This window comes from Lyngbya sp. PCC 8106, from assembly GCF_000169095.1.
Classification (GTDB): Bacteria; Cyanobacteriota; Cyanobacteriia; order Cyanobacteriales; family Microcoleaceae; genus Capilliphycus.
Genome location: NZ_AAVU01000005.1, coordinates 183,892 through 196,103, shown reverse-complemented (window position 1 = coordinate 196,103; position 12,212 = coordinate 183,892). Strand labels below are relative to the sequence as shown.

Annotated in this window: 9 protein-coding genes and 1 pseudogene; 7 read left to right on the top strand and 3 right to left on the bottom strand. The window is 41.4% G+C overall.

The window, feature by feature from the left end; all coding sequences use genetic code 11:
• Window positions 1-140 precede the first annotated feature (140 nt).
• The 3 genes and pseudogenes from L8106_RS05555 to L8106_RS05545 all read left to right on the top strand — a co-directional run bounded on the left by L8106_RS05555 (window position 141) and on the right by L8106_RS05545 (window position 3,969).
• On the top strand, window positions 141-1,127 hold the full coding sequence (locus L8106_RS05555) for a ribonucleotide reductase N-terminal alpha domain-containing protein (RefSeq protein ID WP_009783237.1): 987 nt from the start codon (window positions 141-143) through the stop codon (window positions 1,125-1,127).
• 411 nt (window positions 1,128-1,538) lie between these two features.
• Window positions 1,539-2,801, top strand: a pseudogene (locus tag L8106_RS05550) (ribonucleoside-diphosphate reductase subunit alpha); the annotation flags it as partial.
• Between the two features lie 88 nt (window positions 2,802-2,889).
• Window positions 2,890-3,969, top strand: coding sequence for a ribonucleotide-diphosphate reductase subunit beta (locus tag L8106_RS05545; protein WP_009783235.1), 1,080 nt, complete (start codon window positions 2,890-2,892; stop codon window positions 3,967-3,969).
• Between the two features lie 131 nt (window positions 3,970-4,100).
• Here L8106_RS05545 and L8106_RS05540 read toward each other — a convergent pair whose 3' ends face one another.
• A complete protein-coding gene (locus tag L8106_RS05540; protein WP_009783234.1) occupies window positions 4,101-6,113 on the bottom strand; it encodes a S8 family serine peptidase in 2,013 nt (670 codons plus the stop codon).
• Between the two features lie 471 nt (window positions 6,114-6,584).
• On the opposite strand from L8106_RS05540, the gene tadA reads away from it, so the two are divergent.
• The 3 genes from tadA (at window position 6,585) to L8106_RS05525 (ending at window position 8,390) form a co-directional block, all read left to right on the top strand.
• Window positions 6,585-7,070: a tRNA adenosine(34) deaminase TadA gene (gene tadA / locus L8106_RS05535; protein ID WP_009783233.1), complete on the top strand. Its 486-nt coding sequence runs from the start codon at window positions 6,585-6,587 to the stop codon at window positions 7,068-7,070.
• Between the two features lie 157 nt (window positions 7,071-7,227).
• Window positions 7,228-7,938, top strand: a complete 711-nt coding sequence (locus L8106_RS05530) for a 1-acyl-sn-glycerol-3-phosphate acyltransferase (RefSeq protein ID WP_009783232.1) — start codon at window positions 7,228-7,230, stop codon at window positions 7,936-7,938.
• A 53-nt stretch (window positions 7,939-7,991) separates the two neighbouring features.
• Entirely contained in the window at window positions 7,992-8,390 is a 399-nt protein-coding gene (locus L8106_RS05525) for a hypothetical protein (protein ID WP_009783231.1), read from the top strand.
• Between the two features lie 515 nt (window positions 8,391-8,905).
• Here L8106_RS05525 and L8106_RS05520 read toward each other — a convergent pair.
• Both L8106_RS05520 and L8106_RS05515 read right to left on the bottom strand, forming a co-directional pair.
• Window positions 8,906-10,078 carry an LL-diaminopimelate aminotransferase gene (locus L8106_RS05520; protein WP_009783230.1) on the bottom strand — a complete coding sequence of 391 codons (1,173 nt, stop codon included), beginning with the start codon at window positions 10,076-10,078 and terminating at the stop codon, window positions 8,906-8,908.
• Window positions 10,079-10,382: 304 nt separating this feature from the next.
• Entirely contained in the window at window positions 10,383-10,577 is a 195-nt protein-coding gene (locus tag L8106_RS05515; protein ID WP_009783229.1) for a hypothetical protein, read from the bottom strand.
• 363 nt (window positions 10,578-10,940) lie between these two features.
• On the opposite strand from L8106_RS05515, the gene L8106_RS05510 reads away from it, so the two are divergent.
• A complete protein-coding gene (locus L8106_RS05510; RefSeq protein WP_009783228.1) occupies window positions 10,941-12,161 on the top strand; it encodes an RNA-guided endonuclease TnpB family protein in 1,221 nt (406 codons plus the stop codon).
• Window positions 12,162-12,212 lie beyond the last annotated feature (51 nt).

Here is a 12,212-nt window from a genome sequence, read left to right as displayed (position 1 = left end):
GAATCTTAAAAAAATCTATCTTTAGTTATACTTTAAATTACACCAAATATAGCGTAAATTTGAAAGTTTGTCAACGACTACAACTATATCTAGTTATAGAGTACATTGGAAAAATGTCATTAAATTGAAGAACTTTGAGTATGCAGACCTTATACCCAACGGCCATTCCCTCAACCAAGAGTGAAATTCAGGTGATCCGGCGAGATGGATCACGGGCTGACTTGGACATCTCAAAAATCCGTAACGTCGTGAATTGGGCTTGTGAGGGCTTAGACGCCAACCCCATAACCTTGGAAGCGGGGCTAACCACTCGTCTGCGAGATGGGGTAACAACCCGTGAAATTCAAGACAACCTGATTAACTGTGCATTAGAGTTGTGTAGCCCCTCAGAACCCGACTGGCGTTACGTGGCGGGGAGGTTACACATCTGGAGTTTGTGGAAAGATACACTCGCTAACCGAGGCTATCGCTACGAAGACTATGCCCGCACCGTTGAATCTAAAGTCAAGAATCACGAATATGATTCACGAATCTTAACTTACAACCCAGAAGAACTTCAGCAAGCCGGAACCTGGATCGATCCGCAATGGGATAAAGACTATGATTATGCCGGGGCGGTGTTGCTAACAAAGCGCTATTTGTTGACGAATGAATTGCCGCAAGAAGCCCTATTAACCTGTGCGCTGCTATTAGCAGTAGTCGAAAAACCAGAAAATCGATTATTTTGGGCGCGACAATTTTATGAAGCAATTGCCAAGCGCAAAATTTCCTTAGCTACACCCATTTTAGGCAATCTTAGAATTCCGAATGGTTCTTTGAGTAGCTGTTTTATTACCAGCATGGATGATAACTTAGAAAGTATTTTTGACGCCATCAAAGATGCTGCTAGAATCTCAAAAAATGGGGGCGGTGTTGGTACAAATGTCAGCCGAGTTCGGGCGACTGGAAGTTGGGTAATGGGTAAAGAAAATACGTCAGGTGGGGTGATTCCTTGGATTAAATTATTAAATGATACGGCGATCGCAGTTAACCAGGGCGGCCGTCGGGCCGGAGCAATTACGGTTAGTTTAGATGTGTGGCATTTAGACGTACCAGAATTTCTAGAAATGCAGACGGAAAATGGTTAATATTAGCCCTTTATATCAGTAATGATATAAATGCACCTCCTGAATTGCTGGGAAACCCTAAAGCTGTTTTAACGACAACATAACTAGAAATAGTCAGTGTGAACGTTTAAAAATAAAACAGATGAAACAATGGGTGATCAGCAGCCGAGATTCTGTTAAATGAATCAGGTTCAACGACTATTCCAAACGGAAGTACACTCAAGCGAGTGGAAGTAGGAGGTATCCTGTAGTCAAATCTCTAAATTATTACAGGATAAAGATATAGTCTGGTCTTACATGAAAGTGTAAGTGGTCTTCAATCTGCCTGAGTTTAAGCTTTACAAAATAATCACTTCTTATCTCACAGAGAAGTTACAATGAAGACAGTCTTGAAGTCGCGAATCAAGATGAACATTAACGGATCAACGTCGTAAAGCTTATGATATCTTTCCCCAATTAGTAATACCGGATGAGTTTATGCGTCGGGTGATTGCTAAAGAAGAATGGACGCTGGTTGACCCTTTTGAGGTGCGAACTAAATTAGGGATTGAACTGGCAGAATTGTGGGGTGAAAAGTTTGAGTTTGCTTATCAAGAAATCGAACAAAGCTTAGACAAAACCTTAACACTCTACAAGAAAATTAATGCTAGGGAACTGTTTAAAACGATGATGCGATCGCAAGTCGAAACCGGAATGCCCTATCTCTGGTTTAAAGATACTTCAAATCGCGCCAACCCAAATTCCCATGAAGGTTATATTCCGGGAGGAAATTTGTGTCAAGAAAGTTGGTCAAATGTTGCACCGGGAAAAGAAGCCCATACTTGCAACCTCAATAGTTTAAATTTAGCCAATCTCGAAGACGGAGAATTAGCCGAAATTTGCGAAATCGCTGTGCGTTTGTTAGACAATACTATTGAGTTAACTTGTCCTCCGTTTGAAGATAGTAAGGTTCACAATATCAAATACCGAACTATTGGTGTTGGTGCGATGGGGTTAGCCGATTGGTTAGCTAAAAATAAACGATCTTACCGAGATTTAGACACCATTAGTCACCTGTTTGAAGATCTTGGCTACTACTGCACAAAAACCTCAATGGAACTCGCCAAAGAAAGGGGATCATATCCAGCTTTTGCGGGAAGTTCTTGGAGTCAAGGAAAGTTAATTGGGGCGAAACCTGTAGAATGGTTTTTGGAGAATGCACACTCTAAAGAACGTTGGCAACAACTGAGTTTAGATATCCAAAAATACGGCATTCGTAACTCTCATATTACCGCCATTGCCCCCAATACTTCTTCTTCCTTGGTTCAAGGTTGTACGGCTAGTATTTTACCTTGCTATAGTCGCTTTTTCTATGATAAATGGGCGAAAGGAACTGTTCCTATTGCACCTCCTTTTATCAGAGATAGTTTTTGGTTTTATCCCGAAAATAAAACCTTAAATCAACAAACTGTAGTTAAAGCTGTAGCAACAATTCAAAAATGGATTGATACGGGAATTTCTATGGAGTTGATTTTCAACTTAAATCAAGGGGTTTATTTTCCCGATGAACCGGAACGTTCTATCAAAGCTAAGGATATTTTTGACACCTTAGTCATGGCATGGCAAGAAGGCTGTAAAGCGATCTATTATATTAGAACAGTACAGCGTGACAGCTTCAAAGAAGCCGACGAAACCTGTACAGCTTGTGCTAATTAATCCGTAAATTGTCGTTAGTTGTCACGGTTTTAAACTCAAACAGAATCGCGACAACTCTCACAAAAACCACTCAAACAAACTGAAAAAAATGACAACAACCCTAGACACTTTCAACAGCAAATCTGATTCAAAAATGCCGATTAATCCTATCTTTAATCCAGAGGGTAATGATCATGTCGAAAACCGTTCAATTTGGTTTGGAGATACAACCAACCTGATGCAATTGAATGATGTTCGATATCCTTGGGCGGTTGGTTTGTACAAACAAATGCGGGAAAACTTCTGGGTTCCCGAAAAATTAGACATTACTCAAGATGTCGTCGATTATGGGAATTTAACCACAGATGAACGTCGCGCATTTGATGGAATTTTGTCTTACTTAACCTTTTTAGATTCCATTCAAACGTGCAACATTCCTCACCTAAAAAGTAGTATTACAGCACCCGAAATTAGTTTGTGTATGGCTGAACAAGTCTCTCAAGAAGCCATGCACAACCAAAGCTATCAATACATGATAGAAACAATCATTCCTTCAGATCGCAGAAGTTTTGTGTATGAATTTTGGCGCACTGATTCAGTCTTACATAATCGCTGTGAATATATTGCCCGATTTTATCAAAACTACATTGATAATCCCACCTCTGAGAACTATTTTGTTGCTTTACTTGCAGACTTTTTGCTTGAAGGACTCTACTTTTATAATGGGTTTATCTACTTCTATAACTTAGCCTCTCGAATGTTAATGCCGGGATCAGCAGATATTTTCAAAATGATCAACCGGGATGAACTCTCTCATGTCCGTTTGTACCAAAAATTGATTCCCGAAGCAATGCAAACCTTTCCTCATTCCGTTGAACAAATTTATGAAATGTTTGACACCGCAGTACAACATGAATGTCGCTGGACTAATCATATTGTCGGTCGTAATATTTTAGGAATTACTGAGACTAGCACCGAACAATATACCAAATATCTCGCCAATGCTCGGTTGCGTTCAATTGGTTTAAAACCCCTATATACCGACCCTCGATATAGCAAAAGCCCTTACACTCATCTAGAACGATTTTCAGATACCAAAAAAGAAGCCCACACCAAAGCGAACTTCTTTGAAGCCAGTGTTACCAGTTATGTCATGTCTTCCGGAGTAGGCGGTTGGGATGAAATTTAATGACATTTCAGAAAATTTAATCCTTTAGGATGAAGCCATAAACGACCTCTTTCACCGAAAATACGATCAAAGGTTGATTGAGTTCCCCCAATTTCCCCTGGTTATTTTACTGGGGGAATTTTATGATCAGTTTAAACCACAATTGTAGAATGATCTGCTGTTTGATTGAGAATATCTTCGACTTGAGTTGGCGTCAGATTGGGATTGGCTTGTAACATCAATGCCACAACTCCAGCAACGTGTGGCGCTGCCATAGAAGTTCCAGAAAGGAATCGATAGGGAACCGCAGAAGATGTTAAAGGTATCGTTGAATAAATATCACCAACATCTGAAAAACCTCCATCTCCTCCAGGCGCAACGACATAATTCAAAGGTAAAATTCCCGCTCGATTTGAGAAACTAGAAAGTTGATTTTTACCATCAACTGATCCGACAGCAATCCCAAATTGATTTGCAAAACGTGCCGGATAAGAGGGAAAACTGCTGCTTTCATTTCCGGCTGCAACTACCACAACAACACCCTGTTCCACCGCCCAACTAATCGTCTCTAAAACTTCACTAATATAATCATTTCCACCTAAACTCAGATTAATCACATCCGCCCCATTTTCAACTGCATAACGAATCCCCATTAAAGCATCATTAATCTTACCAAAACCATTTTTATCTAAGACTCGTACAGGCATAATTGTAGCATTAGGAGCAACTCCTGTAATTCCGACTCCATCCTCAGTAGCGGCGATAATTCCGGTGACATGAGTCCCATGACTATTCAAATCCATCGGATCATTATCTTGATTGACAAAATCCCAACCTCGACTATCATCTACATAGCCGTTATTATCATCATCAATCCCATTATTTGCAATTTCACTTGGATTATTCCAAATATTAGGAAATAGATCGGGATGATTGTAATCAATACCGCTATCAACGACTGCTACAACAACATTTTCTCCAGTTATTCCCTGTGTCCAAACTTCCGGGGCTTGAATTAAATCTCGTCCCCAATTATTTCCACCCAAGTCGAGAATTTCTGGAAAATCAGGGACACCAGCACTCTGAGAAACTGCTGCTGAAGCGTCAACTAAACCATACCCAAAACGGCTATCAAAACTCTCAAGTGTTTCGGGATTATTGAATTGAGGATTGGCTGTTGCAGAAATACTTAAATTGTAAGCAGTATCGCCCTCATATTGATAAACCAAAACATAATAAGTTCCCGCAAGTAAAGCATTAATCGACACAGATTCAGAGAAGTTAGCAGGTTCCTGAGAAGTATTAATAATATCAGTCATCTCAATCTCTTGATTATTATTAATATCTTGTAACAGGGCAATATCCGCATCTGCACTTAAACCATTTAGCACAATATTAATATCACTATCAATCTCTAAATCCAAGCGGTAAATATCCTCGGGCGCTAAATCTCCAACAAATTCACTGACGGTAATATTTCCAACTGTTCCTAAGTTTAGGGCTTGACCTAAAGTAGAATCCGATGCAGTAGCAGTCGCGATAAAACGCCCCTCTAATTGTGTCGGTATCGTGTTTAATACTGAAGCTAATATAGTATTATTGAGACGACTTCCAATTAAAGTATTAATTTCTCCAGATTCCAAAAACACAGGTTCTAGAAAAATATTAGATTCTGCTAAATTATCCGGTAATTTAATCCAGTCAGATAACGGATCAAAATCAACGATTGAATCAGCAAAAGGCATAGAGTTCGCTGCGGTTGCATCCATGACAACCAAAGTATCTTCTCCTAAACCCCCGACTACAAAATCTATCCCTACACCCCCTTCTAACCAATCATTTCCCTCTTGTCCAACGAGAAAATCATCCCCTAAACCCCCTAACAATGTATCATTACCCCGTTCCCCAGAAAGAGCATCATTTCCTCCATTTCCAGTGAGAATATCATCTCCTTCTCCACCACTCAAACTCTCATTCAAATCACTCCCAACAAGCTCATTATTTCCTATATTATCTACTGGAAAATCAGGAACGATTGAACTCGCTATCCAATGATCATCACTACCTGTAGATAAACTTTCTAGATGGGTAGATAAGCCGGAGTCAACTCTAAATAGATTAGCTCTGTCTTCTAAAACAAAGCCATCTTCAAAAAAATTCAGCATGAAATTCTCCTAACTCTTTAATTGGGAAGTTCTATTGATGTTCTACAATGCAGTGAAAACTTCAGAATAAATAGAGAAAAGTTACACCTCACCCTTTCTCTAGGTAACAATTTATACTCACTTCCTCACCCAATCCTCGGTTTTTTGAAGCTAGATTCTCTACTCACTAGCTTTCAGGCTATTTTTGATCGAACGCCTCACTCACAACTCAAAGAACAACAGCCTATCTATTTCTATTTTAAAAATTTTGTCTGAGGCTTAAGATTAAGTTTTGATTAATTCAAAAAACTGATGATATCGATAGGAATTTACACTCAGTTTCGCAGAAATTTAGATCCACTTTCCCCAAATCATTATACTCTCCAACACAATCAGCATATAACAGTAAAACTTGATGGAATTGTAGAGACTTATCTGTCATTTTCACAGAGCCTGAGTTTGATCAAATATTGATTTTTTCAAGAAAAAAATATGAATGGCTACACCACTCATTGTCACTGGATGAAAAGAGCCTTAGAACTGGCCCGATCTGCTGGAGAAGCCGGAGAAGTACCCGTCGGAGCCGTTATTATCAATCCTCAAGGTCAGTTACTTGCTGAAGCGGAAAACCGACGAGAACGGGACAATGACCCCACTGCTCATGCAGAGATTTTAGTCTTGCGACAAGCTGGCCAAAAGTTAAAAGATTGGCATCTCAATCAATGTACCCTTTACGTTACCTTAGAGCCTTGTCCCATGTGTGCCGGGGCGATAGTGCAAGCCCGAATTCAGCTTCTCGTCTATGGGGTAGACGATCCCAAGACTGGTACAATTCGCACAGTTGCTAACATTCCCGATAGTGCTTATTCCTTCCACCGTTTACAGGTTTTAGGGGGAATATTGGAGTCGGCTTGTCGTCAACAATTACAATCATGGTTTGCTCAACGGCGTGAGGATCATTCAAGGGTCAAAAGTTAAAAAAAGATTAATATCTGCTGTCGTCTCACAAGAGACCCAAAGCCACCGCCTCGCAATTCAACCCAAGACAGTGTGAGAAGTGTCATTCAGATGAACGACAGCGAAGGATAAAAATTTTACCTTAGAGTTAAGAAATCAATGCAACACCAATCCACTTATGATGACACTTGACTTAAAAGCATCACTCCTCAAAATGCCAACCTCTCCCAAGGGAAAATTCACAATTTCTAAGGTGTCCCCCTGGTTAGCCGCTTTATCTTATCCGCTTGGTCGTCACTTGATATTGCCGTCTTACTTTCGCAAAATTGAGGTCGTTGGCCAGGAAAATATTCCCAGAACTGGGCCTGTGATTCTTGCACCAACCCATCGTTCTCGTTGGGATGCCTTAATGATGCCCTACGCTACAGGCCGTTGTGTTTCCGGACGGGATTTAAGATTCATGGTGACAGAAGACGAAATTAAGGGTGTTCAGGGGTGGTTTATCCGGCGTTTAGGAGGATTTGCGGTCAATCCTCGGCATCCGAGTATCGCGACTCTGCGCTATGGGGTAGAATTGCTACGTCAGGGAGAAATGATGGTGATCTTTCCCGAAGGCAATATTTTTCAGGATAATGAAGTTCATCCTCTCAAAGCAGGACTCGCTCGTTTAGCTGTACAAGCCGAATCCAGTCAACCCAATCTCAATGTCAAAGTTGTACCCATCTCCCTGCATTACACTCCGATTGTTCCTCGCTGGCGTTGTCGGGTTAGAGTTAATATTGGGACTCCACTATCTGTCAGCAACTATTGTCAGGGTTCAGCTAAACAAAATGCTAAACATTTGATCTCTGATTTGACCACTGCAATGACTGAACTTGATCAGTGCTGAGATGTTTATCCACAATTGACCAAGTTGATCTTTTTTTGTTTACCCGAGTAACAATGGACTCTAGTTCTCCCTTTCAATCTGGTCAAATTGTTAAACTCGACCATGATCATCATTGTCTCTATGCAGAAGTTATTCAAGTCGTCACGACTCGTCAAGTGTGTTGGGTTAGGCCATTAATGTTGCTCGAATTTTCAGGTGAACATCATTCTCCTGAACCTCCGTTGTGGGAAAGTCCGCTACCCCAAAATCTATACAATTTGCGAGAAAGTTCTGACCTCATTTGGCCGCTAAAATTATTTCAACCCGCTTTAGATACAGAAGTGATTCCCTTATTAGTTCAGTTAGACTCACCTGACGGAAAAACCTCTGAGACTCAGACCACTGCACATCAACAACTGCGTACTTTTATTCGTCAGGTTTGGCAAGCTTATCCCGATGCGTTTCCCCAATAAAATCTAATTTAACGGGCAGGTTAAAGCTTCCTCGTTTGACTGATTTATACTCTTTTGTTCCCTGCTTAAATCGAATTTAATGATTTATAACTCCCATTTAATTATAATTAATTCTAAATGGATAAATTCCCCATTGCGATCGCCAGGAACGATCAATTACAACAGTATAGCACTACGCATATTGGTTAGGACATTTCTAAATTCTGAAACCCTCTCAGGCGTGTGCATTCCTTGGCGGCTTACAAAGCCGCAGGGTCACACCGCTTTCATAGTCTGCTGTTCCCTAAGATTGCCAACTAAGTCTCGCCGGAAACCGCGCCCGCCGCAAGGCAAGCGCTGTTCCCTCTCTTGGTGCGCGTTACGCAGAGCGGATTGAGAATCGCGCCTAGTCGCACCGCTGTTCCCTGTTCCCTATTCCCGATTCAAGTAGCGCTATATAGGCAATACTCTAGAGGAGACAATGACTATTGCTTAAGACTTATAAACACTCCAAAGTGAACCCGAATTTGAGGTGATTAACAGTAATAAATTCCCGCATCTTTCATCCGATCAATTGCTTCTTGAATTCTCGCTTCACTAATCGTAATTGCCATCCGAATAAACCCTTCTCCAGCCAAACCATAACCACTACCGGGAGCAACAACAATCCCACATTTTTCGAGTAGTAAAGTTACAAATTCTGTAGAAGTATAACCCGATGGCACGGGAACCCAGACATAAAGCGTTGCTTTCGGAGGTTCTATTAACCATCCCATTGATTTTAAACCCTCAACCAAAATATCTCGGCGTTTTTGATAGATAGAAAGTATCGGTTGACGGTCTATGTCTAAGGTCGAGTAAGCTGTGATTGCTGCTTGTTGAATCGCTTTAAAAACACCCGAATCGACATTACTCTTAACTTGAGTTAATCCTTTAATTCCCATCGCATTACCCACAACAAATCCAATTCGCCAACCCGTCATATTGTAGGTTTTCGATAAGCTATGAAACTCAATGGCTGTTTCTTTCGCCCCAGTCACTTGCAAAACACTGGGCGGTAGGTAGCCCTCAAAGGCAATTTCTGAATAGGCGTGATCGTGACACAGTAAGATATCGTACTCTCGACAAAAAGCCACCATTTCTGCTAAATCTTCTAAAGAAGCCACCGCACCCGTGGGGTTGTTGGGATAATTGATCCAAAGTAATTTAGCTTTACGCGCGACCGCTTCCGGAACTAAACTTAAATCGGGGAGAAATCGATTTTCAGGTTTCAAGGGTAACGGATAAGGTTCACCCCCTGCAAAGAGCGTTGAGGTGCGATAAACGGGATAACCCGGATCGGGAATTAAGGTTAGATCTCCCGGTTCGACAAAAGCCAAAGCCGTGTTGTGAATGGCTTCTTTTGACCCGATCGAAGAAATCACTTCCGTTTGTGGATCGAGTCCAACTACCCCAAACCGACGTTCCATCCATTTGACTGTGGCGTGGCGATATTCACTTAAACCTTGATAGGGGGGATAGTTGTGAGTTTGAGGATCATCTATTGCGGCGTGCATCGCTTGCAACACAGGAGTTAGTGTCGGTAAGTCAGGATCGCCCACTCCCAAATTAATCAGGTCGATTCCTTGGGCGAGTAATTCTTCTCGCTTGCGACTGATTGCAGCGAACAGGTAGGGGGGAATCTTCTCTAGACGTTTAGCAAATTGCATGAGCGCAAAAAACAGTCGGTGGGCATAGCCTAGAGATCATACCAAAAAAGTTGAGTTTTAGAGGTTCAGATCAAACGTTGAAAAAATTTGGGAACTTATAGGTTTCAAGCGGATTAAGTTTATTTTTGTTTGATAAAAATCAGAACGTAAAAATTCGCGGTAAATTGTCACTCAAAGAGCTACTTCAATTCTATAAAATTTGTTTGTCCGAATTCAACCTAAAATGTTAGTCAAAACCCTTCGAGTCGGGATTCCATATCTGATCCTATAGATGCACCGATTCATCTGGGCTTGGGTTTTTTCGTCAAGGACTGGGAACGAGTTGGACGCGACCTGCATCCATTTCTTCCATTAACAGTTCAAGAGCTTCGTAGTCCGTATCCGAAATATAGCCGAGACGACTGAGTTCGGTGTTGATCTCATTTTCGATCTCCGGTGTTAGGCGTTTGAAATAAAGTGCCTTGGAAACAAGTTGGCGAATTACGTTGGTAGCTGCCATAATTGCTATTTGGGGTAACTCTGCTTATATTAATTCTCTAACGAATACTGTTTGATGCTTGTGATCGTAAAGGAAACTTTAAAGTGATCTGTATCACTCAACCCTGTTTCTCGATCAACTACCCTTTCAGAGCTGAAACTCCACTCCCCCACAGAATCAAACTCTCGTCTCTTTCATCAACTTAGAGTGTTGGATAGAGCAAATTGTTCCAGCCTGGTTAGAGTCTAAACTCCCTGACTCTAAATTACCACTTTTACTGAGATCCGCTCCAACCTTACCAAAAAAAGCGGGTCAAAAGCCCCGTCGTTCACGACGGATTATGTTTGTGCTACGATGGCTTATCGTCAGCGACGACGACAAATTATGCTCGTATATGAAATGAAGCTGCAAGGAACATATTGCCAGTACCGAAGCTTGGATGAAGCCATTCGGACAGGTCTATTTGTTCGCAACAGCGTTATCAGAGCATGGTTAGACGGTCAGGTTAAAAGTCGCAACGATGCCTACAAGCACTGCAAGCTGTTGTCAGACAACCCAGAGTTTCCTTGGGCATCAAGGTTAAACTCAATGGCACGACAAGCACACGCAGAAAGAGCTTGGGCATCAATTGAAAGATTTTATCGGAATTGTAAGCAGAAAACACCAGGCAAGAAGGGGTTCCCAAAGTTTAAAAAGTATCAAGTCAGAGCATCTGTTGAATACAAGACATCAGGATGGAAACTTTCGGGAGACAGACGTTATTTAACGTTTACTGACAAGTTTCAAGCGGGTACGTTTAAGCTTTGGGGAAGCCGAAACCTGCACTATTATCAGTTAAAACAAATCAAACGAGTGAGGGTAATTAGAAGACATGACGGGTATTATGCTCAATTTCTAATAGATTATGAACGAGAGGAGAAAAAAGAACTAACAGGAAAACAAACAGGGCTAGATGTAGGTTTAAACTATTTCTACACAGATTGTTCTGGCAATCAAATAGATAATCCCCGATTTTTGAGAAAGGATGAACGCAAGCTGAAAAAGCTGCAACGTCGGTTATCTCGAACTCAAAAGAGCAGTCAAAATCGCCAAAAAGCCAGAAACAAATTAGGTAGAGCGCATCTCAAGGTTTCACGCAGGCGTAATGATTGGGCTTGTAAATTAGCCCAACACGTCATACAGTCTAACGACTTGGTAGCGATTGAAAACCTACGGATTCGCAACATGGTTAAAAATCATCATCTAGCCAAATCAATTAGCGATGCAGCTTGGTACAGGTTTCGAGAATGGTTAGAATATATGGCGCGGGTTTATGGGGTTCCGGTGATTGCTGTTGAACCCGCGTATACTTCCCAAAGCTGTTCAAATTGTGGTGAGAAAGTTGTAAAAACTCTCAGCACGAGAACCCACGAATGCCCTCACTGCGGGTATATTGCTGACCGAGATGAAAATGCCGCCAGAAACATATTGAAATCTGCATTAAAACAGCTATCAAATACCGTCGGGCAGACGGAAATTAACGCCTCCCGAGAGAACGTCCTCTGCTTTGTTGGGGAAACTCAACCTAGTAAGTCAGCTCGTGGAAAGAGGAAGCCCAGACAGTGATGTTTGGAATCTCCGTTGTTTACGACGGAGAGGATGTCAACGTTCAAATAT